Origin of the sequence: Thermophilibacter sp. ET337 (genome assembly GCF_024733715.1) — a bacterium.
Taxonomy (GTDB): domain Bacteria; phylum Actinomycetota; class Coriobacteriia; order Coriobacteriales; family Atopobiaceae; genus Thermophilibacter.
In genome coordinates this window covers 125,475-147,320 of record NZ_JANRHO010000005.1, presented here as the reverse complement: position 1 = coordinate 147,320, position 21,846 = coordinate 125,475, and the positions used below count along the sequence as shown (strand labels likewise).

The following is a 21,846-nucleotide window of genomic DNA, read 5'->3' as shown; positions in this document are numbered from 1 at the left end:
TATGCGCTGTGCAGAATGCCCGTCCCGGCGGTTGCAGGACGCCGCAGGACAACTGTAGCACGGCGCGGGCAGACGTCCCTGCGCCGGGCCCGCAGATTGAGGCGAGATGTAACGCTTAGGAGCGGCAGGCGAGAAGGACCTCGGCCTCGGTCAGGGCGCCCTCGCGCAGGATGCGAGGCTCGGAACCGGTGGCGTCCACGATCGTCGAGGCGACCCCCACGGGCGCGGGCCCGGCATCGACCACGAGGTCGACCGCCGCGGCGATGCCGGGCTCCAGTTCGGCGCCAGACGCCGCGGCGGCCTCGCCGTGCGTGTTGGCGCTCGTCTGGGCGACGGGACAGCCCAAGGCGCGCACGATGGCGCGGTCGAGCTCGGAGCCGGGCACGCGCAAGGCGATGGTGAGGCCGTCCGCTCCCTCCTGCGCGTACTCCGGGGAGACGGCCTCGGAGGCGCGCACCACGAGTGTGAGGGCGCCCGGCCAGAAGTGCTTGGCGAGACGAAGCGCCCATTCGGGCACGTCCTTCCCGTAGACGTCAAGGTCGGCGACGTCGGCGACGAACCACGGGAGGGTCTGCGCGCGGTCGCGGCGCTTCACCTCGAAGATTCTTGCGTGCGCGGGGTTTGCGGGCGTCGCGGCGCAGCAGATGCCGTAGACGGAGTCGGTGGGCAGCACGGCAACGCCGCCGTCGCGTAGAACCTCCACGACGCGCGCGACCATCAGGGACTCAGGACGATCCTGTCCCCGAGCGAGAAGAACCTCCATCACTGTCCCTCCCTCACGGCAACGAGCACCCGCGGGCGGCGCGTGAGGTCCTCGCGCACCTCGACCGTCGCCCAGCCGGCCCGCTCGCGCACGAGCGCCGCGGCGGCATCCAGCGAGCCCTCAAAGAGCTCCACGGCAAGCATGCCCCCAGGCGCCAACGCCGCGGGGGCCAGATCGAGCAGGCGACGAAAGACGTCGAGCCCGTCGTCTCCGCCGTCGAGCGCGAGCTGCGGCTCGAAGTCGGCGACCTCGGCGGGAACCTCCTCGCGCAGGACCTGCGTGGGAATGTAGGGCGGGTTTGAGACGAGCACGTCGAACGAGCCCATAAGCTCGGGGTCGACCCCGGAGGCAAGGTCACACTCGACGATGTCCACAGCCTGCTCGAGGCCCAGAGCCTCACGATTGCGCATCGCAAGCCCGACGGCGCGAGGCGAGAGGTCGGTGGCCGTGACGAGCGTGCCGGGGCGTTCGGATGCAACGGAGAGCGCGATGCAGCCCGTTCCCGTGCCGACCTCGAGCACGCGGACGGGGGCCTCGGCCTCGCCGCCGCGCTTGGCCTTTGTCGCGTCCACGCCCTCGAGCGCCGCGTCCACCAGAATCTCCGTCTCGGGACGGGGGATGAGCACGCCGCGCTCGCACTTGAGGACGATGTGCCGGAAGGCCATCTCTCCGGTCACGTACTGCAGCGGCTCTCCCGCCGCACGCCGCTCGATGGCCGCGTGCATGGCGTCGAGCTCGCTTGCCTCGAGCGGCTTGTCAAAGTTAACGTAGAGCTCCACGCGCGAAAGGCCGCAGACGTTGGCAAGCAGCCACTCGGCGGAGAGGCGGGGATGCTCGTCACCCTTGCGCTCGAGGTAACCGCTCGTCCAGTCGAGCACCCTCTTGATTGTCCATGGCTCGGTGCGTGGCATCGTCCTCCCTCCGGCTGTGCGTCATAGCATCATAGCGTGCCGCAGGGGCCTGCTCCAGCGTTGCCGCCCTGCAAAATCAGCCCTCGGTCCATATTCGCGCGGGCCGGGAAACAAAACCTGCCTTCGATCCATGGCTTTTTCGCGGCGCGCCCCTGCAGCCAATCGCGTTTTCCCAGTTGATGAGAAGACGACCTCGCTCCGACAGACGCCAGAAGCGGTTTTGCTGGCCAAAACGCATGGATCGAAGGCAGGTTTTGTTTCCCGGCCCGCGCGAATATGGACCGAAGATCACTTTTGCAGCCCGCGACGCAAAGCCGCCCGTGCCGAAGGCACGGGCGGCCTTGTGGTGTGCGATGTGTGGGACGCTACACCGCCTGGGCCAGCTTCTCCGCGCGCTCGGCCGCGGCAAGCGCCTCGATGACGCTCGACAGCCCGTCACCGAGCAGGACGCCGTTGTAGGTGCTGTTGAAGCCGATGCGGTGGTCGGTCACGCGATCCTGCGGCTGGTTGTAGGTACGAATCTTCTCGGAGCGGTTTCCGTGACCGATCTGGGAGAGGCGCGCGGCCCCCTGCTCGGCCTGCTGCTTCTCGAGCTCCATCTCGTAGAGGCGGGCGCGCAGCATCTGCATGCAGACCTCGCGGTTCTGGATCTGGGAGCGCTGGTCCTGAGACTGCACCACGGTGTTGGTGGGCAGGTGCGTGATGCGCACGGCGGAGTAGGTGGTGTTGACGCACTGACCGCCGGGACCGGAGGCGCAGTAGGTGTCGATGCGCAGGTCGGACTGATCGATCTGGATGTCGATCTCGTCGGCCTCGGGGAGCACCGCCACGGTGGCCGTAGAGGTCTGGATGCGACCCTGGCTCTCGGTCTTGGGAACACGCTGGACGCGGTGCACGCCGGACTCGTACTTCATCACGGAGTACACCTTGTCGCCGGCGACCTTGAACTCGATGGTCTTGAAGCCCCCGGCCTCGCTCGGAGACGAGGAGAGGATCTGGATCTTCCACCCGCGGCCCTCGCAGAAGTGCTGGTACATCTTGAAGAGGTCGCCGGCAAAGATGGCCGCCTCGTCGCCGCCCACGCCCGCGCGAATCTCGACGATGGTGTCCTTCTCGTCGTTGGGATCGGCCGGGATGAGCAGGAACTTGATGTCGTCCTCGAGCGCGGGAAGCTTGGCCTCGTTGGCCGCGATGTCCTCCTGGAGCATCGCCTTCTCCTCGGCATCGGCCTCGTGCAACATCTCCTTGGCTGCGTCGATGTCGTCGAGCGCGCCAAGGTACTCGCGAGCGCGCGCCACGAGCTCGGCCTGGCTCGCGTGCTCCTTGGCAAGGCGCGCGTACTCCTTGGGGTCGGAAACGACGGCAGGGTCCATGAGCTTCTTCTCGAGCTCCTCGTAGGCAATGATGATCTTGGTGAGCTTGTCTCGCATGATGACTCCTTGGGGAGAATGTGGGGATAACAACGTCGAGCCATGCGGCAGTGCCGCCTTGGCGCAGCTAGAGCTTGTCAAACCTCAGATACACGGGACCTCCCCGGAGTCTCGTCGTTTCAGCCATCACATCATACCCCGAACGTCGCGGGCCGCACGCATCTGCGCAAAGTCCACGCGAGCCCGGCAAACAGCAAAACGCCCCGCTCTTGTGAGAAACTAGGGACCAGAAGTCAGGAGGTGCACCCATGCCGGACGAACCCAGGCCAGAGCGCGACGCGCAGGCCGAGAAGAACGAGGGGCCCGCCTCGGACCCCGGCGAGACGCTCGCGGGTGAGACGGCGACGCTCTCCCCGGAGGGTCCCCAGCCGGGCGAGACCGAGCGACGTCCCCCCGTCGAGGCGACCTCACCGCAGCCCGAGTCCGCGAGCGAGGCGGGGCTGCACGACGTCACCGGAGCACTGAGGAGCTATCTGCGCGGTCGCGCGGGCTCCCTCGCGCGGCTCGTGCGCGCGCACCGGGTCGCCGCTGCGATCGCCGCGTTCGCCGTCGTCGCAGCGGCCGTCGCGGCGATTGCCGCCCTGACCGCAGCGCCGCAGCTCCCCGCCCGAGAGCTCGTCGAGCAAGACGCCCTCGCCCTCGAGGCGCCCGTCTACGCCCCCGGCAGCTTTGGCCATGACGACATCCTCGTGGCCCGCGAGGCTGAGGTTCGATCGATCGTCGCGGGCGACCAGCGTGAGACCGCCCGGGCCGAGGTGCTCGTCACCTATCTCGGAAGCTACGTCAAGGCCGAGAAGGTCACGACCATCGGCTACGCCCTGAGCGAGGGCTCCTGGGTCGCAGATGGCAGCTCCGAGGACGCGCGCGTCTCGTGGAGCGCCCTCGAGGGGCCCGACGCGGGAAAGATCGTCTCGAACGTCGGCGTTCTTCTCGCCCGGGCGGATCAGCAGCTCTCCGGGCAGGGGGAGGACGGGGACGCCACGCTCGAGCAGCTCTACCAGGGCGCTAACGTGCGACTCGACCTTCTTGAGTTCGACTCCGAGAGCGGGAGCTGCTCGATGGAGCTCACCTGCACCAAGACCGAGACCTTCGAGGCGTACGAGTGCCGCCTGAGCGCCGGGCTCGCCTTCCGCTCGTCGAACGGCAAGTGGGAGCTCGAGCGACTCTCCGTCGCGGACGGCGGCAAGACGCGCAGCCTCGAACCGCTCGTCGGCACGTGGTCGGGCACGTTCGTGAGCCAGGCAACTGACGGGACGAAGTGCCTGGCGGGCCGGCCGTCAGGACTTTCTCTCAATGTCGAGAGCACCCGCACCGAGGGCGGCGTCACGCAGGCCACGGGCACCGTCTCGGGCGTCGCCCACTACCACGGGCACCCGTCGCGCGACGCCGAGGGCTGCCCGGGCGACCTCACGCTCACCGAGGTGCCCTTCACCGCCACGCTCGTCGATGACGAAGACGGGACGCTCGTGCTCGAGGCGACGCTTCCGGAGGACGTCGACGGCACGACCACGCTCACCCTGCGTCTGGGCGAGAAGGACAATCCCGCGGCCGCCGTCGCCGAGCTGACGAGCTCCTCCACGCAGACGGGCTCGATCCTGTTCTTCCCCGTCGAGGAGACGGTCGCCTACACCGACACCTTCTCGCTCGTCCGCACGGCATAGCATGTGACAGGCGCCTTAGAGGCGCCATCCGCGCATCACAAAAGGGCGCCCCGCGGACACGCAGTCCGCGGGGCGCCCCTCACATGCCGTGAAGCAGGTGCTACTCGGCGGCCTCGGTGGTCTCGGCGACCTCGGCGGGAGCCTCCTCGACGGGAGCCTTGGCAGCCTCGGCCTCGGCCTTCTTGGCGTACTCGGCGGCACGCTTGGCCTTCTCAGCGGCCTTGGCCTCCTTGGCGGCCTTCTTGGCAGCGGCCTCCTCGGCGGCCTTGGCGGCCTTGGCGGCCTTGGCCTCCTGGGCCTTCTTCAGCTGCGCGGCAGCGGCGCCACCGAACTTGTCGGCGAAGCGCTGGACGCGGCCGCCGGTGTCGACGAGCTTCTGCTGGCCGGTGTAGAACGGGTGGCACTTGTCGCAGAGGTCGACCACGATCTCCTTCTTGGTGGAACGGGTCTTCCAGGTGTTGCCGCAGGTGCAGCGGACGGTGCACTCCACGTAGTCGGGGTGGATACCTTGCTTCATGGCAGGACTCCTCTTCATCGGCCCTGGTTTCCGACCAGGGCGGGGGTTCGTCTCGGTTCCGACCGAGACACAATAGCCGTATGACTATATCAGAAAGGCTGTGACACGTCTGTGAAGATTTGCGCGTAAGATGGGGCGAGAAGAACGCGCCGCCTCGGGCGGCAGCCATCCGGGAGGTGCCCCATGTTCCTGGCGATCGACGTCGGCAACACCCAGACCACGCTCGGCCTCTTTGACGACGGGGGCGGGCTCGTCCGCGGCTGGCGCATGTCCACCACCGCGGCGGACACCTCCGACATGCTGCACTCACGTCTCTGGGGCTTCTTCATGAAAGACGGCCTCGACCTCGAGGACGTGACCGACGCCGGCGTCGCGAGCGTGGTCCCCGCCCTCGAGCGATCCTGGAGGCGCTGCCTCGAGGCCCATCTCGGCCACGAGCCCATCGTCGTGAGCGCGGGCGAGGGCTACGGCATGGACGTCGCCATGCCCAACCCCCGCCAGGTGGGCGCCGACCGCATCGCCAACGCCATCGCGGCACGGAGCACCTACGGCTCGCCGGTGATCGTGGTCGACTTTGGCACCGCCACCAACATCGACGTGGTGGACGCGGCGGGCGCCTACCGCGGGGGAGCCATCTCCCCGGGGCTCATGCTCTCCGCCTCCGCGCTCTTCTCGCGTGCGGCGAAGCTCGCGAGCATCCCCATCGAGGCCCCCGAGCGGGCGCTTGGCGACAGCACCGAGGCGGCGCTGCAGTCAGGCCTCGTGATCGGGGCGGCCGCCCAGGCGGAAGGTCTCGTCGCACGCATCCGCGCCGAGCTCGGCGCGCCCAACGCGACGGTGGTGGGAACCGGGGGGCTCGCTCGCACGGTGGCGCGGGCCACGGACCTCTTCGACGCGATCGACCCCGACCTCACGCTGCGCGGCATCCGGGAGATCTGGCTTCGAGAGCGCGCCCGCGCGTAGCCGGACGCCGAGGCGCACAGGAGCAAGACGCTAGGGGAGCACCCGCAGCGTCGCCTGCTCCGGAGCGAGCTCGAGCTCGCCGCCGCCCTCACGGCTCACCGTCACGCGTCCCCAGACGTCGACGCCGGAAAGCGTCCCGCGCGCGACCACGCGACCCCCGCGCACGACCTCGACTCGCTCGCTCATGCCGCGGAGGGCGTCGAAGTAGTCGCCCAGGATCGAGGCGAGCGGCCCGGCCTTTCCGCGGCCGGCGGCATAGGCCTGCTCCCAGGCGCCGACCGCCTCGGTCGCCGCGCGCTCGAGAGCGGCGGCGTCAAGGTTCTTCTCGGCGTCCCACGTGAGGTCGCAGCGGACAAAGACGCCCAGCTCGTCGTAGCCGGCGCGGGCATCAACGTGAACGAGCGGCGTGCCCTCGGCTGAGACCACCTCGTGAGGCCACGCCACGCGAGCGCCAAGCTCGCGGGCGACGGCGAGGGCGCACACAAACGGCACGCCCGTCGAAAACCCCATCGGGACGCCCGGACGCAGGGTCACCGACGTCCCTACTCCCATGCGACCTCCCCGAGATCGGACGTCACATGGCCGACGCGCGCCTCGCGCTCGGCGACGTCGACGCCCTCGTGGGCGAGGAAGCGCTCGGGGCTGTGCATGAGGTCCTCCATGGGCACGATCACGTAGTCGCGCTCGCCGGCGCGCGGGTGCGGGAGCGTGAGACGCGTGCCAAAGTGGCGCTCCCCCTCCACCCACACGAGGTCACAGTCGATGGTGCGCGGGCCCGACCCGGGCTTTTTGGGGTCGCGGTCCTTCTCGCGGATTCTGCCGAGCTCGTCTTCGACCTCGAGCAGCTTGCCCATGAGCACGAGCGGGTGCAGCTCGGTACGAATCTCGGCCACGGCGTTGGCGACGGGCGTCGCGATGCCGTAGGCAGGCTCGGTCTCGTAGGCGTGGCTCACGCTGACGACGCACGTCAGCGGGATCTCGTCGATGAGCCGGACGGCGCGTGCGATGTTGCCCACGCGGTTGCCCACGTTGGAGCCGAGGCTCACGAACCCCTGGCGCGGGTCCTTGTGCGAGACGGCCCAGTAGGCGTTGACCGCCTGCGCGGCGCCCGCCACGTCGTGAACGCGCAGGATGCGCGCGCCACCCTCGATAGCGGCGATGCAGATGCCGGCGGTCGCGGCGTCGCGCGCGGCCGCGTCGGGGACGCCGGAGACGGCGCCGACGAAGCGCTTTCTCGACACGGCGCACACGAGCGGATAGCCCATGGAGGCCATCGAGCGCGTCGAGCGCTGGATGACCACGTCCTCGTCGGCGAGCTTGTCAAACCCCGCGCCGGGATCGAGGCAGATGCGGTCGCGGCCCACGCCGGCGCGCAGCAGCGTCCGCGCTTGGTCGCCCAGAAAGCCCATCACCTGGCGCATGATCGGCGCCTCCTCGGGAAGCGTGAAGCGGCGCTGGGAGAGGACGGGTCGCGGGAGGGCGCTCCCGTTGGGGCGGCTCTGGTCGAGGGTGACCTGGCGGCGCGGCGCCCGCGTGCCGAGACCCTCGTGGCTCCAGTGCATGATGACGCAGCCGCAGGACGTGTCCGCGGCCACCTGGACCATCTCGGGATCGGTGAAGCCCGAGACGTCGTTGATGATCGAGGCGCCCAGGCGCACGCACATGCGGGCGACCTCGGCGTGACGCGTGTCCACCGAGACGATCGCGCCCGCCTCGACCAGGGCGCGCACCACGGGGACGACGCGCTCGGCCTCGACCTTCGCGGAGACGGGCGTGTGCCCCGGGCGCGTGGACTCGCCGCCCACGTCGATGATGTCGGCCCCCTCGTCGAGCATCTCGAGGCCGCGGACGATCGCCGCCTCGGGGTCGACGTTCTCGCCGCCGTCGGAGAACGAGTCCGGGGTGACGTTGAGGATGCCCATGATGCGCGGGCGCGCGAGCGAAATCTCGTGGGCGCCACAATGCCAGGTGGCGTAGTTCTCTCGAAGCATGACCATCCCCTTTCGGGCCGACCGCCGTACTCGTCCATTGTACCCGGGCCGCCGACAATGAGGACGGGTTCAATCGCCGGGGGCGCTCCTTCCTCAGAAGTCGAACGCGGCGGCGATGTCGCAGGCGCAGACGAGGTCGGCACGGGAGTCTGCCGGCGTGGGGTCGCGGTTCACGACCACAACCTCAGAGCCCCCAAAGTAGTCCACGAGCCCCGCCGCCGGATACACCACCAGCGACGTTCCACCGATGACCAGCAGATCCGCCTGCGCTATCGCCTGGACGCTGGCGATAAGAACGCGCTCGTCCAGGCTCTCCCCGTAAAGCACGACATCGGGCTTCACCAGTCCCCCGCACTTCTCGCACCGGGGCACGCCCTCGGACTCAAGGACCCACTCCGCCGAATAGGTCTCGCCGCACCGCTGGCAGACGTTGCGGTGCACCGAGCCGTGCAGCTCGTGGACGGCGCGCGACCCGGCCATCTGATGGAGCCCGTCGATGTTTTGCGTGACCACCGCCGCGAGATGCCCTTCGCGCTCCAGCTCGGCGAGCCTCGCGTGGGCGCGATTGGGCCGCGCCGTGAGGCAGATCATCCGCTCGCGATAGAAGTCGAAGAACTCCTCGGTGTGGGAGATAAAGAAGCCGTGGCTGAGCATCTCCTCGGGCGGGTAGGCAAAGTGCTGGTGATAGAGGCCGTCCGCGCTTCTGAAGTCCGGGATGCCGCTGGCGGTGGAGACCCCCGCCCCGCCGAAGAAGACCGCCCTTCTCGCCCGATCGAAGCGTTTGGCGAGCTCAGACGCCGCTTCCTGGGAATCAGTTATCGTGCATGCCATGTGCCGTCCCTTCGTCGCCGCGAGCCATGGTGCCATGGTATGCCCCCGGGACACATGATGGAGAATCCGTCGGCGACGGTTCGGGCAGCGGCGTTTGGGGAACAACAAGGTTTATGCGCGACAGACGCCTCCGGGGCATCTGTCCTGCGTATCTGTCACGTGATCCGCCGCAGCGCGCTCGGAGGAGGTTGTCATGGAGTCACCCGTCAGCAACGTGTTCGACTGCGCCCTGGTGTTCGAGGGGGGCGGCTATCGGGCGAGCTACACCTGCGCCTTCGCGAACGTCCTGCTCGAGCAGGGCATCTACTTCGACTACGTCTGCGGTCTTTCCGCCGGGGCCAGCAACACCGTCAACTATCTCTCCCGCGACCGCAAGCGCGTCCGCGACGCCTTCATGACAGACGGCCCCGCTCGCGGGCTCGTGGGCCTGCGCTCGCTGCTTCGCGGGCACGGCTACTTCGACGCCGACGCCCTCTATGAGGGGGCGCTGCGCGAGGGGACCCTCGTGTTTGACTGGGAGACGTTCTCCGCCAACCCCGCCCGTCTGCGCATCCAGGCCTTCGAGCGCGACACCGGCCGAACGGTGCGCTTTGGCCGAGAGGACATGACCGACCCGATGCGCATGATCGACCTCGTCCGCGCAAGCTCCACGCTGCCCGGCATGATGAAGCCGCTCGAGGTCGACGGGCGCGTGCTGCTTGACGGCGGCCTCGGAGAGGGCGCGGGGATCCCGGTCTGCATGGCCGAGGAGGACGGCTTCGAGCGCCTGGTCTTTGTGGCGACTAGGCCGCGCGGGTACCGCAAGAGCGAGCCCGGCGCCAAGGACAGGCAGATGTTCAAGGCCGTCGCCAAGGACCACCCCTACCTGCGAAAGGCGCTGCTCACCCGCTGGGAGCGCTACAACGCCGCGATCGAGCACGTCGAGCAGCTCGCCGAGCAGGGCCGAGCGCTCATCCTCTACCCCGATAAGATGCCCGTGGAAAACGCGACGGTCAATCCCCGCAAGCTCGCCGCCGCCTACGACGCCGGCCACGCCCAGTACCTGCGCGAGATGCCGCGCGTCCGCGAGTTTCTCTTCGGCTCGGCCGACGGGGGCCCGACGCCCAAAGACCCCGACGCCGGCACCGGCTACATCACGCTGGGCTAGGGCGACGGCGCGGGCCCCGTCCTAGAGCTCGATCGTGAGCTCGACGGGGCAGTGGTCCGAGCCAAAGACCTCGGAGAGAATCGAGGCGCCGGTCACGCGATCGGCGATGTCGTTGGAGACGAGGAAGTAGTCGATGCGCCAGCCTGCATTGTTCTTGCGCGCGTTGAAGCGGTAGCTCCACCAGCTGTAGGCGCCGGTCACGTCCGGGTGACGAGCGCGGAAGGTGTCGGTGAAGCCGGCGTCGAGCAGGCGCGTGAAGCTCTCTCGCTCCTCGTCGGAAAAGCCCGCGTTGCCGCGGTTGGGACCGGGGTTTTTCAGGTCGATCTCGTTGTGCGCCACGTTGAAGTCCCCGCACGTGACCACGGGCTTCTCGGCGGCAAGTCCCACGAGAAAGTCGCGGTACGCCGCATCCCAGGCCAGGCGCGTGTCGATGCGCGCGAGCTCGTTTTGGGCGTTGGGCGTGTAGACGTCGACGAACCAGTAGCCCGGAAACTCGAGCGCGCAGACGCGACCCTCGTCGTCCGCCTCGGGCGCGCCGATGTGGTTGATGACCCGCAGTGGCTCCTCCCGTGAGAAGACGGCGGTCCCAGAGTAGCCCTTGCGCTCGGCGTAGCTCCAGGTCTGGTGGTAGCCGGGCAGGTCGAGCTCGATCTGACCCTCCTGGAGCTTGGTCTCCTGGACGGCAAACACGTCGGCGTCGGTGGCGGCAACGACGTCGGTGAAGCTCGGATCCTTCTTCATGACGGCGCGCAGGCCGTTGACGTTCCAGGAGACGAGGCGCAGCTCGCGTGGGCTCGGCATGGGAATCCTTCCGCTCGGGGTCCCCGCCATCTTACCCGTTTGCCGCCCGCCGGCGAAAGCGCGCCGCCTGCGAAACGTACCGCAAGCTGACGGCGGTGGGCACCCGCGCGACTTTTGTACGGCGAAATACCCTCATCCCACATTTCATCGATTCTTTTCCCAGCTCACAGCCCTGCCCTCGGGCGAGAAGAACTTTCTCGCCATACATTTCTCGAGAATCGCGGCACGGGTTCGACCCACGCCGCAAGCGCGCCCGTCACGTTGGTGCTAGCGTCACTTCATGGAGACGATTCTGTGCGACAGATCCGCGTTTCTCTATTGGCGCACACCGCCGATAGCGCGCCTCCTGGCATCGGGCCCGGAGGATGATCCCATGCTGCGTGCCCTGCTCGACGTCGGGACGATCAGAGCGCTCCGCCTTGAGCTGCTGGAGTCATCCGAGCTCGTCTCCAGCTCCTACGGACTAACTGGTCGCAGGTCGCACTGCGGCATCGCCGGGCTGCGCGTCGCAGGCACGCTTCCTCTGCTTGCCACCAATTACGGAGGACCGGTGGATGTGCTGGCGGCAACCCCTGAGGACCGAAGGCCGTCGGGGGTCATTCGGCCACGCGTCTGGGGAGCGACGCTTCCCGACAACTCGACGAGCGTCATCCGCGAGGGGGTTGAGGTCGTCTCCCCCGAGCTCGCGCTCCAGCAGCTCGCGGTTCGCGCAGACGCTGTTCGGACAGCCCTTCTCCTCTCGGAGCTTCTGGGGACGTTCTCTGTTTACCAGGCTCCCGGCCCGCTTGCCAAGGTGCTGCAGGAGCTGGCAGACCACAATCGACTTCCAGCGTATCGGGGCTGGCGGGCCGCAAGAAACAACGGCGGGAAGCTGACGGGGCTCTGGTCGCGTCCTCCCCTGCTCAGCCTCGACCGCCTGCAAAACCATCTCGCGCTCGCCTCGTCCCGAGGAAAGAGGGCGCTGACCGAAGCGGCGCGACGCGCTCGGGTGGGCGCCGCCTCGCCTTTTGAGGCGCAGGCGGGCATGCTGCTGGCAGAAAGCGTGCGTCACGGTGGCGAGGGCTACCTCGGACTCGAGCACAACCGCCGCGTCACCCTCTCGGCGGACGCCAAAAGGCTGTGCGGCCTGAGCAGCTGCTATTGCGATCTCTTCTGGGAGCGCGAGGGCGGCGACGTTGACGTGGAGTGCCAGAGCAGCTCTCATCACTTTGGGTCAAGGAGCTCGGTTTCCGACGCGGACAGGTCAACGGCGCTCCAGATGATGGGCATCGAGGTGATTCAGCTCACCTACGCGCAAATGGAGAATGCGCAACGCTTTGAAGCGTTCTCTCGGCTCCTTGCCGAGAAGCTCGGCGTCGAGCGTCAAGAGAGGACCCAGCGAGAGAAGCGGGCTCAGGAAGACCTGCGCGCGAGCGTGCTCGTTGACTGGGAGAGCCTGCCAGACGTATAGGGGCACGGATGCGCCCCGCCCGACAACGCCGTGCCATACTCGATCGAGATATGTACGGCGAGCACGTTCTTCTCGGTAAAGTGGAACAGCGTGACCTGCGGAAACACTGGCTCGTACCGAGAGGGCTGCATTCTCGCCGTACAAAACTCGCCCGCCACCCACACGGACAGCGAGGGTCGAACACGCGGCGGGCGCAGGGCTGGGGTCCGAGGCCGAGGACCCGTTAGAACTCCGGCACCGTGAGCCCGGCGCCGGCCATGGCGGAAAGAAACGCCTCGGCGGAGCGCGTGGCGATGAGCTCTTGGGGGAAGCGGATCTCCTCGAGAAGGGCGAGCGCGTGCGGCGTCCTGCCGACGGAGCTGCTGATGTGGGCGTCGGTGTTCACGACGATCTGGCAGCCCAGCTCCGCGCACGTCTCGGCGATGGCCCGGCAGCTCGTGTGGGTGCGCCCGTCGGGACGGGCGGTCTCGAGGCTGTGCTCGTTGATCTCGATGAGCTTGCCGAGGCGGGCGGCCTCCCCCACCACCTCGCGGACGTCGAAGGGAACGCCGGCGCGCCCGGTATGGCCGAGCACGAGCACCTTGGGCTGCGCGAGGGCGCCGAGGTACATCTCGGTGGTCTGCGCCAGCGACGCGCCCTCGGCGAAGTCCTTGTAGTGAACGCTCGCGATGACGTAGTCGCATCCCGAGCACGCGCGGGCGTAAAGGGACGCCGCCGAGCGCGCCGGCCGCCCCGTGATGTCCGAGGCGACCTCGATGGCCTGACCGAAGAGGCTCCCGTCGAGCGCGCGGATGTCCGCCTCCATGCCATGAAGGAGCCGCACGCCCTCCCAGACGCGGGGCCAGACCCGCATGTTGATGAAGTGCTGGTAGTCGCGCAGGTCGGCATGGGCGAGGTCGGTCCTCGGGAAGAGCATGTCGCTGAAGTGGTCCGTCACGCCGAGCAGCTCGAGGCCCGCGTCGCGTGCCGCGAGCACGTTCTCGCGCACCGTCGAGTAGGCGTGGCGGGAATAGAGCGTGTGGGTGTGCGTGTCGCAGCGGTTCTCGTACATGGCTCTCCTCATGCGGAAAAGGGCGGGCCCTCCGCGCTACCGGTAGGACTTGGCGAGCTCCTCCCAGGCGGGCAGCGAGTTCACGATGGTCTCGTAGGAGACGCAGTAGCCCACGCGGACCCAGCCCGGGCACCCGAAGGAGTCCGAGGGAACGGGGAGCAGCTCGAGGGCCTTGGCGCGCTCGAAGAACGCGCTGGCATCGGGCTCGAGCGCCTTGACCCAGAGATAGAAGGCCCCCTCGGGCGCGATGAACTCGTAGCCCAGGCGGGCGAGGCCCTCGGTCAGCGCCTGGCGGTTGCGCGCGTAGGCCTCCACGTCGCTCGGCTCGTCGACGCAGTCGATGAGCACGCGCTGGAAGAGCGCCGGGGCGCACACGAAGCCCAGCTTGCGCCCAGCGCCCGCGACCGCGAGCACGAGCTCGTCGTGATCGGGGTTGGTGGGGGGCACGAGCACCCAGCCGATGCGCTCGCCCGGGAGCGAGAGCGACTTGGAGTAGCTGTAGCACACGATGGAGCGGTCGTAGACGGAGGGCACCCAGGGCACCTCGGCGCCGTAGGTGATCTCGCGATAGGGCTCGTCCGCAACGAGGTAGATCGCCGTGCCGAGCCGCGCCTCGGCGTCAGCGAGGGCGGCGGCGAGGGCCTCGAGGTTGCCGCGGGAGTAGACCGAGCCCACGGGGTTGTTCGGGGAGTTGATGACCACGGCCTTGGTGCGCGCGGTCAGCGCCGCCTCGACGGCCGCGACGTCGATCTGGAAGGTCTGGGGATCGGCGAGCACCTCGACGCACGTGGCGCCCGCGGTCTCGATCCAGACGCGATACTCGGGGAAGTACGGGGCGATCACGATGACCTCGTCGCCGGGGTTCACGACGGCGTGGAACGTGATGGACAGCGAAGCCGCGGCCCCGCAGGTGAGATAGAGGTCGTCCGCGGACGCCGCGCCCTCGCCAAAGCGCCGCGAGAGACTCGCCGCGACGGCCTCGCGGGCGGCGGGCAGGCCGCTGGCGGGCGTGTAGCCGTGAAGCTGCGTGGCGGGAAGCGCCAGGCAGCGCTCGATCGAGGCGCGAACGGAGTCGGGTGCGGGGATGGAGGGGTTGCCAAGAGAGAAGTCGAAGACGTTCTCGGCGCCGATCTGGGCCTTGCGGGCCCCGGCATACGCCGCAATCTCGCGGATGGACGACTTCTGCGCCCCGTAGGCGCGGCTCTTCTCGTTAATGGACATGGGGCCTCCTCGCGCAACGTGTCTGCTCGCTCTGTGCTGCAAGGCCATTGTACTCGCGCGGGACAGCTCCGAAGGCAAGACGGCGGGCGAGAAGGACTATGAGAGCTCGTCCTCCGGATGACGGGGCCGCATGTAGCCCTTGCTGCGCAGGACCTCCCATCCGAGCAGGGTGATGACATACTCGTTGGCGTCCCTGCCGCCGTCCTCGCGCACCTTCCCGCGCTTGGAGATGAGGCCCATCTCGTCGAGGGACTCGCATGACCTTCTGACCGTCGCCACGCTCGTGTTGAGCAGCGAGGAGAACCTGCTTGCCGAGACCGCAGCGACCTGACCCTGCTTTGGAGCGAGCTCGCCGAGGCAGTGCAGGAGGCGGTGCTCGGTCTCGTTGATGGTGAGCTTGATCTCGAACTCGACTTTGCGCGCCATCAGCCAGACACCTCCCTGCACGCTTGTTGGGGGCCCTAGGCAAAATCTTTTGGCCCTGCGTGCAAACGGTATCATCGAAGGCGGGCTGGCTTGCCGCTTATATACCACCTGACCTGCTCGTTATTTGAGTATGCCCGGTTAGGGGCCACCCTTGGTGCCACCCCATTATGTGCTGTTTTGCTACAGGGGGTCATAAGGTGAGTACCCCCCTGAGCACTTTTTCAGATCTTTCAGATTATGTGCAGGTAGCTTGCACACGATGAATACACAAGCAGGGGCCCTGCTCACTTTTTTTATGCGCGAGCCTCCTGGGCGTCCGCCTCCTGGGCGCCCGCCTCTCGGACGCCGGCCTCCTGGGCACCGGCCGCGGAGCCGCTCGCCCCCTCGGCGGCGACGTGGGCGTCCCAGCTGCCGTCGAGCAGCGCCTTCACCGCGTCGCCCTCGACCGTCTCGCGCTCGAGGAGCACGTGCGCCATCGTGTCCATCTGGGCCGAGCGTGCCTCGAGGACCTGGCGGGCGCGATCGTGCCCCTCGCGCATGATGCGCTCGACCTCGTCGTCGATGCGCTTGGCGGTCTCCGCGGAGTAGTCCTGGCGGTTGGCGTAGTCGCGGCCGAGAAAGACCTCGTGCTGGGCCTCGCCAAAGACCTGCGTCCCCAGCTCCTCGCTCATGCCGTAGCGCGTGACCATGGTGCGGGCGAGCTTGGTCGCGCGCTCGAGATCGTTGGAGGCGCCGGTGGTGATGTCGTCGCAGAAGAGCTCCTCGGCCGTGCGGCCGCCGAGGAGCACGGCGATCTGGTCGAGCATGCTGTCGCGCGTCTCGAGGAAGTGGTCCTCCTCGGGCACCTGCATCGTATAACCGAGCGCCTGGCCGCGGCTCACGATCGAGATCTTGTGGATGGGGTCGGAGTTCTCCAGGACGTGCCCCACGAGCGCATGACCCGACTCGTGATAGGCGATGACGCGGCGCTCCTTCTCGGTGATGACGCGGCTCTTGCGCTCGGGACCCGCCATCACGCGCTCCATGGCCTCCTCGACCTCGCCCTCGCCGATGGAGCCCCTGCGCCGACGGGCAGCGAGCAGAGCCGCCTCGTTCACCAGGTTGGCGAGGTCGGCGCCCGTGAAGCCGGGCGTGACCTTGGCGAGCCGAGCGAAGTCGACGTCACCGTCGAAGGGTTTGCCCTCGGCATGCACGTGCAAGATCTTCTCGCGCCCCGCCACGTCGGGCCGGTCCACGGTCACGCGACGGTCAAAGCGGCCAGGACGCAGCAGCGCCGGGTCAAGGATGTCGGGGCGGTTGGTGGCGGCGATGAGGATGACCGAGGAGTTCTCCTCGAAGCCGTCCATCTCGACGAGCAGCTGGTTCAGGGTCTGCTCGCGCTCGTCGTGACCGCCGCCCAGACCCGCGCCGCGCTGGCGGCCCACCGCGTCGATCTCGTCGATGAACACGATGCAGGGAGCTGCCTCCTTGGCCTGTTTGAAGAGGTCACGGACGCGCGAGGCGCCCACGCCCACAAACATCTCCACGAAGTCCGAGCCGGAGATCGAGAAGAACGGGACTCCCGCCTCGCCGGCCACGGCCTTGGCGAGCAGCGTCTTGCCCGTGCCCGGGGGGCCCACGAGCAGGACGCCGCGCGGGATGCGGGCGCCCATCTGGTGATAGCGCTCGGGGTCGGAGAGGAAGTCGCGAATCTCCTGGAGCTCCTCGACCGCCTCGTCGACCCCCGCGACGTCCGCGAACCTCACCTTGGGGCGCTGCGCCTCCGAGGTGAGGGCCCGCGTCTTGGAAAACGCCATCGTCTTGTCGTTTTGGGAGGACATGCGACTCATGTAGTACACGAAGACGCCGACGAGCAGAAGCGTCGGGACGACGGAGATAAGCACGGTCTCGAGCATGCTCGAGTCGCTCGTGTCGATCTTGTAGGTGACGTCGGGGTGCTCCGCCATCAGCTCGGCCAAGGAGTCCGACCCCACATAGACGCTCGTGAAGTTGGTCGCCTCCGCGCCGTCCTCGCGCTCTGCCTCGCTGTGCCAGTACGAGCCGGAGACGCTGCCGTCGTCGGTCCGGTACGTCACGCTCTCGACGCGGTCCTCGCTCACGGCCGTCACGAACTCGTTGGTCGCGAGCGCGTCAGTCCGCCTGCCGCCCGACAGGCCGCCCCCTCCGCCCGAGAAGACGAGGTAGAGGATGATCGCGACCACGACCGCGGTGGTGAACACCGCGGAGCGCGTGCGCCCCTCGGGGCCGAGCGGATGGTTGTTCTTCTCGGGCAAGCGACTCTCCTTGCGTGCGACTGGCGGTCAAGGCGGGGAGCGGGCCGGATGAACCCGGCGGACAAGCTCCCGGACGTCAGGCTACCGGTAGACCTCGGGCTTGAGGACGCCGATGTAGGGCAGGTTGCGATAGCGCTCGGCGTAGTCGAGGCCGTAGCCGACGATGAACTCGTCGGGGACGTGGGCTCCCACGTAGCGCGGCTTGACGGCGGGCGTGTTGCCGGGGACGTCCTTCACGAGGAAGGCGGCGACCTCGACGGAGGCGGGGCCACGGCCCCGCAGAAGCTCCATGAGATAAGAGAGCGTGAGGCCGGAGTCGAGGATGTCCTCGACGATCAAGATGTCGCGCCCCTCGATCTTGGTGTCGAGGTCCTTGACGATGCGCACGACGCCCGAGCTCTTGGCGCCGTCGCCGTAGCTCGAGACAGCCATGAAGTCGATGCCGATGGGGCAGTCGATGGCGCGCATGAGGTCTGCCATGAAGACCACCGCGCCGCGGAGCACGGCCACGACCAGCGGGTTCTTGTCGGCATAGTCACGCGAGATCTCCTCGCCCATGCGGGCCACGATCTGCCTGATCTCGTCCTCACTGAGCAGGGTCTCCTTGACGTCCGGATGCAGTGCCTCCATGCGCGCTCCTCTCCTCTCACCGGCCGTCCGGCGCGGACGGTCCCGTCTCGTCGTGCGTCAGGGTCAATTCTAGCAGCCACCTCGTCTGCGACGTGCAGCGGGCGCGCTCGTCGGCGCGAACGCCCGCGACCCACACCACCGGACCCGTGGGAGACGCGTGCACCACCGGGACGAGGGCGCGCTCGTCCCGGTCCACGCGCGCCTCGCCGAGCAGGTCGGAGAGCTTCTTGGACTGCCCGTGCATTCCGAGCGGGCAGAGCAGCTCGCCCGCATGGGGCGTGTCCACCCAAAGCCTGCCCCCGCGCGCGGGGTCGACCCCAGCCTGCACGGCATCGAGAAGAACGGACTCGCCCGACCACTCGAGCGCATGGGAGCGGGCATAGGCGGCGACGTCGGTTGCCTCGGGGGCCGGACGGAGACGGGCGGACAGCACGCGCCCGCCGGGAAGGACGAGTCGCCCTGGCACCTCGAGCCAGGCAGCCGTCGGGACGGCCGGCGCCATGCGGGAGCGCAGGGCGAGAAGACCATGCTCCACGCGCGCCTCGGCTCCCAGCGGGATGTTGGCGGCGCCCTCCCCCGCCGCGACGATCTCGAGGACCGCGGCGACGTGGCGCGCCTCGAGACGGGCCTCCGGACACACCGTCAGGATGGCCGTGCGCACGACGCGGCGGGCGATCGCGACGTCGGTCGCCGCAAGTCGCGCCGCGTCGAGGACGAGCAGGCCCGTTCCCTCCCTCCTCGTGAGGTCTCGGAGGGCGCGGGCTGAGACCGCCGTGAGATAGGCGTCCTCGTCGGAGAGGATGTCGCAGGTCGTCGAGAGGTTGGCCACCACGCGCGGGTTTCTCCCGCGCGCCACCGGCAGGACCTCGTGCCGGACGAAGGCGCGCAGATAGCGCGTGTCGGCGTTGGTGGCGTCCTCGCACCAGACGATGCCGCGCATGCGCAGCAGGTCGCAGAGCTCGGCGTGGGTCCGGTCGAGCAGGGGGCGCACGATGCGGTTGCGCCGGCGCGGGATCGACGAGAGGCCCGCGGCGCCCGTCCCGCGGATGACGTTCATGAAGAAGGTCTCCGCACGGTCGTCGGCGGTGTGCGCCGTGAGGATGCGCGCCGCCGAGCGAGGCGTCCCAAAGGCCTCCGAGAGGTCGTTGGCCAGGCGCGTCGCCTCGGCGTAGCGCGCCATGCGACCGGCGTTCTCGACGTTGCCGTCCCCTGCCGCGGCGAGCTCCTCGACGTCGACGCGACGGATCGTGCAGGGGATGCCGTAGCGCTGCGCGAGGTCTCGGACGAACTCCTCGTCCTCCTCGGCATCGATTCCCCGAAGCCCGTGATTGACGTGCAGGACGTGCAGGCGCTCGCGCGCGATGCGAGCGACCCCGCGCCCGTCATCGACGTCGAGGCTCGAGGTCGCCGCGAGGACGAGCAAGGCGGTCGAGTCGGCGCCGCCCGAGACCATGAGCACGACGGGAGCCGCAAGGCTCTCGTCAGGCTGGCCGCTCGGTCGGTCAAAGCGACTCCTGGCGTTGGCGTATCGACGAGAGACGCTCGGCATGCGATACCTCCATAACGGCTACCCTAGGGAGCTGCAAAATAACATGCATTCGCTTGGGGTCGCGTGATGCGTACCTGGGCAAACGAGACGGCGAGCCAAACGGATGTATCCTATTTTGCCCGGACCCAGTGTACGACAGCGAGAGGACCGACATGACCCCCGAGATTCACCTGCACGTCCTTGCCAGCGGCTCCAAGGGAAACGCCGCCGTGGTGGAGGGGCCGAGCGGACTTGTGCTCGTGGACTGCGGCATCTCGCACCGCGCCCTGCTCGGCAGGGCGGACGAGCTTGGCCTGGACCTGAGCCGCGTGGTGGCGGTCCTGCTCACCCATGAGCACTCCGACCATGTGGGCGGCCTCACGGTCTTCTGCAACCACTTCGACGGGGAGCTCTTGACGACGGCGGGCACCGCCGCGGCGAGAAGCTACCTGTCCCGGCTGCCGTTCACAATCGTGGGTCACTCGGATGAGTTCGAGCTCGCCGGGATGCGCGTGCGGACCTTCCCCACCTCGCACGACGTGGCCGACCCCGTGGGCTTTCGCTTCTCCACGGCAGACGACGCGCTCGGGTTCTGCACGGACACGGGCCGACTTGGCGACGAGGCGCTCGAGGCCCTGACGGGCGCGCGTATCCTCGCGCTCGAGTCCAACCACGACGAGCGCATGCTCGCGACGGGCAGCTACCCGGGCTACCTCAAGGCGCGCGTGGCCGGGCCGACGGGCCACCTTTCCAACGCCCAGACGGCCGAGGCGCTCGGCACGCTGGCGTGCGACGACACCGAGACCGTGGTTGCCATGCATCTCTCGCAGGAGAACAACCGGCCGAGCGTCTGCGTGAGGACGCTCGCCGAGGCGGTTGGCGCCGAGGTCGCGAGCGGCGAGGACGGTCGCCCCGAGGCGCGCACGCCCGACGGCCGCCTCACGATCTGCTGTGCCGCGCAGGACTGGCCGCTCACCGTGTGGTAGGGCGCAAAAGGGCCGACGCCCGAAGGCGCCGGCCCAGTATGAACGCTCTGCGGCTGAAGGCTAGTCGATGGAGACCTTGGTGACGTTGGTCTTCTCGACCTGCTTGGGGACGTTGACCGTGAGGACGCCGCCCTCGAGCTTGGCGGAGAGGCCGGCGACGGCCGCGTCCTTGAGATAGACGCCGCGCGTGGCGCTCCAGTCCGAGGTCTCCTTGTAGAGGTAGTTCTTACCCTTCTCCTCCTCGGTCTCCTTCTTGTCAACGGAGACGGAGAGACGGCCCTCGTTGAGCTCGACGTCGATCTCCTCGCGCTTGACGCCAGGAAGCTCGGCGGTGACCACGTACTTGTCGCCCGCGTCCTCGACGTTCATCTTGAAGCTCGCCGCCGTGGAGGAAAGCGGGGCGAACGGCGCGTCGAAGAAGCTGTCGAGCGCATCAAACGGCCAGTTGCGAAGCGCGCGCGTGTAACGATCATACGGAACCATGCTTGCCATAATCGATCACTCCCTTGTGATTGGTGCCTTGCACCCGTTGCTCACTTCTTCTTGTTCCCCCATCGCCCGTCTTTATACGCTAGAACCAATGTTTTCTGAGCGACACATACTCACCATATCTAAGTCGACCTTACTTAGATATTGCTGAATCCCTTCGAGGGACGAGAAGTGCCGAGAAGAGCGCGCGGCACGACCTTTCTTACGGTTTGTATAGTTTTGTCCTGAGGGATGGCAGGACGCCTGCGCTGGAATAGAATTGGAGCATTGCTGTTCGTACCCGGCAGGAGGCACCATGGCCAACGAGAACGAGCTGGAGAACACCGAGGTCGGAAGCGTCGAGGGCGCCCAGAGCGCCAATGACGGGGTCGACCAGGTCCCCTCGCCCGCGCCCTTCGTTCGCACGAGCCCGCCGCGCCGCAGCGTCGAGCCCATCGACGACCTTGCCGAAGACGAGGAGCAGAGCATCCCCGTCACGCACGATTCCGGGTACACCGCCCCCGGCGGGGCGCTCTCGGGCCGCGCCTACCGACGCTCCCGCACCGAGGGGCAGCAGCTCCGCCGCGACCTCCACTACGGCCAGTATCTCGAGATCCCCAAGGGGCGCCGGGACATCTTTGTCTCGCGGGAGCGCAAGACGCGCGTGAAGACCTTCATCGCGCTGGTCTTTGTCCTCGCCATCCTGGCCATCGTGGTCTACTACCTGTGGGGCTACATGCAGACCAACTGGGGTGCCACGAGCTAGGCACGCGGCACCTCCCGAGGCGCTCTCCGCAC

The 21,846-nt window shown here is 68.2% G+C and carries 21 protein-coding genes; 6 read left to right on the top strand and 15 right to left on the bottom strand.

Annotation, left to right across the window (positions count from 1 at the left end; translation table 11 throughout):
* Positions 1-115 precede the first annotated feature (115 nt).
* From NW198_RS06320 to prfA, 3 genes are all read right to left on the bottom strand, one after another.
* On the bottom strand, positions 116-763 hold the full coding sequence (locus NW198_RS06320) for an L-threonylcarbamoyladenylate synthase (RefSeq protein ID WP_204204598.1): 648 nt from the start codon (positions 761-763) through the stop codon (positions 116-118).
* Positions 763-1,674: a peptide chain release factor N(5)-glutamine methyltransferase gene (gene prmC, locus NW198_RS06315; RefSeq protein WP_258340447.1), complete on the bottom strand. Its 912-nt coding sequence runs from the start codon at positions 1,672-1,674 to the stop codon at positions 763-765. Before prmC ends, NW198_RS06320 begins: the two co-directional genes overlap by 1 nt.
* Positions 1,675-2,039: 365 nt before the next feature.
* Complete coding sequence (gene prfA / locus NW198_RS06310) at positions 2,040-3,104, bottom strand: peptide chain release factor 1 (RefSeq protein WP_258340446.1); 1,065 nt, start codon at positions 3,102-3,104, stop codon at positions 2,040-2,042.
* A 248-nt stretch (positions 3,105-3,352) separates the two neighbouring features.
* Between prfA and NW198_RS06305 the strand changes: the two genes are divergently transcribed.
* Positions 3,353-4,765 carry a hypothetical protein gene (locus NW198_RS06305; RefSeq protein WP_258340445.1) on the top strand — a complete coding sequence of 471 codons (1,413 nt, stop codon included), beginning with the start codon at positions 3,353-3,355 and terminating at the stop codon, positions 4,763-4,765.
* Positions 4,766-4,865: 100 nt separating this feature from the next.
* On the opposite strand, the gene rpmE is transcribed toward NW198_RS06305, so the two are convergent.
* Entirely contained in the window at positions 4,866-5,282 is a 417-nt protein-coding gene (gene rpmE / locus NW198_RS06300) for a 50S ribosomal protein L31 (RefSeq protein WP_087313912.1), read from the bottom strand.
* A gap of 183 nt (positions 5,283-5,465) precedes the next feature.
* On the opposite strand from rpmE, the gene NW198_RS06295 reads away from it, so the two are divergent.
* On the top strand, positions 5,466-6,245 hold the full coding sequence (locus NW198_RS06295; protein ID WP_087313910.1) for a type III pantothenate kinase: 780 nt from the start codon (positions 5,466-5,468) through the stop codon (positions 6,243-6,245).
* A gap of 30 nt (positions 6,246-6,275) precedes the next feature.
* On the opposite strand, the gene NW198_RS06290 is transcribed toward NW198_RS06295, so the two are convergent.
* The 3 genes from NW198_RS06290 to NW198_RS06280 form a co-directional block, all read right to left on the bottom strand.
* Complete coding sequence (locus NW198_RS06290) at positions 6,276-6,797, bottom strand: hypothetical protein (RefSeq protein WP_258340444.1); 522 nt, start codon at positions 6,795-6,797, stop codon at positions 6,276-6,278.
* Positions 6,788-8,236: a dihydropteroate synthase gene (gene folP, locus NW198_RS06285; protein ID WP_087313965.1), complete on the bottom strand. Its 1,449-nt coding sequence runs from the start codon at positions 8,234-8,236 to the stop codon at positions 6,788-6,790. The genes NW198_RS06290 and folP overlap by 10 nt, the downstream gene beginning before the upstream one ends.
* 93 nt (positions 8,237-8,329) lie before the next feature.
* Complete coding sequence (locus NW198_RS06280) at positions 8,330-9,067, bottom strand: NAD-dependent protein deacylase (RefSeq protein ID WP_258340443.1); 738 nt, start codon at positions 9,065-9,067, stop codon at positions 8,330-8,332.
* A 193-nt stretch (positions 9,068-9,260) separates the two neighbouring features.
* On the opposite strand from NW198_RS06280, the gene NW198_RS06275 reads away from it, so the two are divergent.
* Entirely contained in the window at positions 9,261-10,214 is a 954-nt protein-coding gene (locus NW198_RS06275; protein WP_258340442.1) for a patatin family protein, read from the top strand.
* Positions 10,215-10,235: 21 nt separating this feature from the next.
* Here the strand turns inward: NW198_RS06275 and NW198_RS06270 are convergent, their stop codons facing one another.
* Positions 10,236-11,015: an exodeoxyribonuclease III gene (locus tag NW198_RS06270; RefSeq protein WP_087313902.1), complete on the bottom strand. Its 780-nt coding sequence runs from the start codon at positions 11,013-11,015 to the stop codon at positions 10,236-10,238.
* 373 nt (positions 11,016-11,388) lie between these two features.
* On the opposite strand from NW198_RS06270, the gene NW198_RS06265 reads away from it, so the two are divergent.
* The gene (locus NW198_RS06265) at positions 11,389-12,465 is read left to right on the top strand and encodes a hypothetical protein (RefSeq protein WP_258340441.1); all 1,077 of its coding nucleotides are present in this window, start codon (positions 11,389-11,391) and stop codon (positions 12,463-12,465) included.
* 223 nt (positions 12,466-12,688) lie between these two features.
* Here the strand turns inward: NW198_RS06265 and NW198_RS06260 are convergent, their stop codons facing one another.
* The 6 genes from NW198_RS06260 to tilS all read right to left on the bottom strand — a co-directional run bounded on the left by NW198_RS06260 (position 12,689) and on the right by tilS (position 19,615).
* On the bottom strand, positions 12,689-13,516 hold the full coding sequence (locus NW198_RS06260) for a phosphatase (RefSeq protein ID WP_258340440.1): 828 nt from the start codon (positions 13,514-13,516) through the stop codon (positions 12,689-12,691).
* Between the two features lie 36 nt (positions 13,517-13,552).
* Complete coding sequence (locus NW198_RS06255) at positions 13,553-14,737, bottom strand: pyridoxal phosphate-dependent aminotransferase (protein ID WP_258340439.1); 1,185 nt, start codon at positions 14,735-14,737, stop codon at positions 13,553-13,555.
* Between the two features lie 96 nt (positions 14,738-14,833).
* The gene (locus NW198_RS06250; RefSeq protein ID WP_087313895.1) at positions 14,834-15,163 is read right to left on the bottom strand and encodes a hypothetical protein; all 330 of its coding nucleotides are present in this window, start codon (positions 15,161-15,163) and stop codon (positions 14,834-14,836) included.
* A gap of 293 nt (positions 15,164-15,456) precedes the next feature.
* Positions 15,457-17,436 carry an ATP-dependent zinc metalloprotease FtsH gene (gene ftsH, locus NW198_RS06245; RefSeq protein ID WP_258340438.1) on the bottom strand — a complete coding sequence of 660 codons (1,980 nt, stop codon included), beginning with the start codon at positions 17,434-17,436 and terminating at the stop codon, positions 15,457-15,459.
* Between the two features lie 81 nt (positions 17,437-17,517).
* Positions 17,518-18,066, bottom strand: coding sequence for a hypoxanthine phosphoribosyltransferase (hpt, locus tag NW198_RS06240; RefSeq protein ID WP_087313891.1), 549 nt, complete (start codon positions 18,064-18,066; stop codon positions 17,518-17,520).
* Between the two features lie 16 nt (positions 18,067-18,082).
* Positions 18,083-19,615: a tRNA lysidine(34) synthetase TilS gene (gene tilS, locus NW198_RS06235; RefSeq protein WP_258340437.1), complete on the bottom strand. Its 1,533-nt coding sequence runs from the start codon at positions 19,613-19,615 to the stop codon at positions 18,083-18,085.
* Positions 19,616-19,767: 152 nt separating this feature from the next.
* Between tilS and NW198_RS06230 the strand changes: the two genes are divergently transcribed.
* Positions 19,768-20,580 carry an MBL fold metallo-hydrolase gene (locus NW198_RS06230; protein WP_258340436.1) on the top strand — a complete coding sequence of 271 codons (813 nt, stop codon included), beginning with the start codon at positions 19,768-19,770 and terminating at the stop codon, positions 20,578-20,580.
* Between the two features lie 60 nt (positions 20,581-20,640).
* Here NW198_RS06230 and NW198_RS06225 read toward each other — a convergent pair whose 3' ends face one another.
* The gene (locus NW198_RS06225) at positions 20,641-21,072 is read right to left on the bottom strand and encodes an Hsp20/alpha crystallin family protein (RefSeq protein ID WP_087313886.1); all 432 of its coding nucleotides are present in this window, start codon (positions 21,070-21,072) and stop codon (positions 20,641-20,643) included.
* A 292-nt stretch (positions 21,073-21,364) separates the two neighbouring features.
* Here NW198_RS06225 and NW198_RS06220 point away from each other — a divergent pair, with 292 nt between their 5' ends.
* A complete protein-coding gene (locus NW198_RS06220; RefSeq protein WP_258340435.1) occupies positions 21,365-21,814 on the top strand; it encodes a hypothetical protein in 450 nt (149 codons plus the stop codon).
* Positions 21,815-21,846 lie beyond the last annotated feature (32 nt).

What these genes read in the sequence shown, in the direction of transcription:
- NW198_RS06320 (WP_204204598.1), bottom strand. Translation starts at nt 763, where the DNA reads ATGGAGGTTCTTCTCGCTCGGGGACAGGATCGTCCTGAGTCCCTGATG.
- prmC (WP_258340447.1), bottom strand. Translation starts at nt 1,674, where the DNA reads ATGCCACGCACCGAGCCATGGACAATCAAGAGGGTGCTCGACTGGACG.
- prfA (WP_258340446.1), bottom strand. Translation starts at nt 3,104, where the DNA reads ATGCGAGACAAGCTCACCAAGATCATCATTGCCTACGAGGAGCTCGAG.
- NW198_RS06305 (WP_258340445.1), top strand. Translation starts at nt 3,353, where the DNA reads ATGCCGGACGAACCCAGGCCAGAGCGCGACGCGCAGGCCGAGAAGAAC.
- rpmE (WP_087313912.1), bottom strand. Translation starts at nt 5,282, where the DNA reads ATGAAGCAAGGTATCCACCCCGACTACGTGGAGTGCACCGTCCGCTGC.
- NW198_RS06295 (WP_087313910.1), top strand. Translation starts at nt 5,466, where the DNA reads ATGTTCCTGGCGATCGACGTCGGCAACACCCAGACCACGCTCGGCCTC.
- NW198_RS06290 (WP_258340444.1), bottom strand. Translation starts at nt 6,797, where the DNA reads ATGGGAGTAGGGACGTCGGTGACCCTGCGTCCGGGCGTCCCGATGGGG.
- folP (WP_087313965.1), bottom strand. Translation starts at nt 8,236, where the DNA reads ATGCTTCGAGAGAACTACGCCACCTGGCATTGTGGCGCCCACGAGATT.
- NW198_RS06280 (WP_258340443.1), bottom strand. Translation starts at nt 9,067, where the DNA reads ATGGCATGCACGATAACTGATTCCCAGGAAGCGGCGTCTGAGCTCGCC.
- NW198_RS06275 (WP_258340442.1), top strand. Translation starts at nt 9,261, where the DNA reads ATGGAGTCACCCGTCAGCAACGTGTTCGACTGCGCCCTGGTGTTCGAG.
- NW198_RS06270 (WP_087313902.1), bottom strand. Translation starts at nt 11,015, where the DNA reads ATGCCGAGCCCACGCGAGCTGCGCCTCGTCTCCTGGAACGTCAACGGC.
- NW198_RS06265 (WP_258340441.1), top strand. Translation starts at nt 11,389, where the DNA reads ATGCTGCGTGCCCTGCTCGACGTCGGGACGATCAGAGCGCTCCGCCTT.
- NW198_RS06260 (WP_258340440.1), bottom strand. Translation starts at nt 13,516, where the DNA reads ATGTACGAGAACCGCTGCGACACGCACACCCACACGCTCTATTCCCGC.
- NW198_RS06255 (WP_258340439.1), bottom strand. Translation starts at nt 14,737, where the DNA reads ATGTCCATTAACGAGAAGAGCCGCGCCTACGGGGCGCAGAAGTCGTCC.
- NW198_RS06250 (WP_087313895.1), bottom strand. Translation starts at nt 15,163, where the DNA reads ATGGCGCGCAAAGTCGAGTTCGAGATCAAGCTCACCATCAACGAGACC.
- hpt (WP_087313891.1), bottom strand. Translation starts at nt 18,066, where the DNA reads ATGGAGGCACTGCATCCGGACGTCAAGGAGACCCTGCTCAGTGAGGAC.
- tilS (WP_258340437.1), bottom strand. Translation starts at nt 19,615, where the DNA reads ATGCCGAGCGTCTCTCGTCGATACGCCAACGCCAGGAGTCGCTTTGAC.
- NW198_RS06230 (WP_258340436.1), top strand. Translation starts at nt 19,768, where the DNA reads ATGACCCCCGAGATTCACCTGCACGTCCTTGCCAGCGGCTCCAAGGGA.
- NW198_RS06225 (WP_087313886.1), bottom strand. Translation starts at nt 21,072, where the DNA reads ATGGCAAGCATGGTTCCGTATGATCGTTACACGCGCGCGCTTCGCAAC.
- NW198_RS06220 (WP_258340435.1), top strand. Translation starts at nt 21,365, where the DNA reads ATGGCCAACGAGAACGAGCTGGAGAACACCGAGGTCGGAAGCGTCGAG.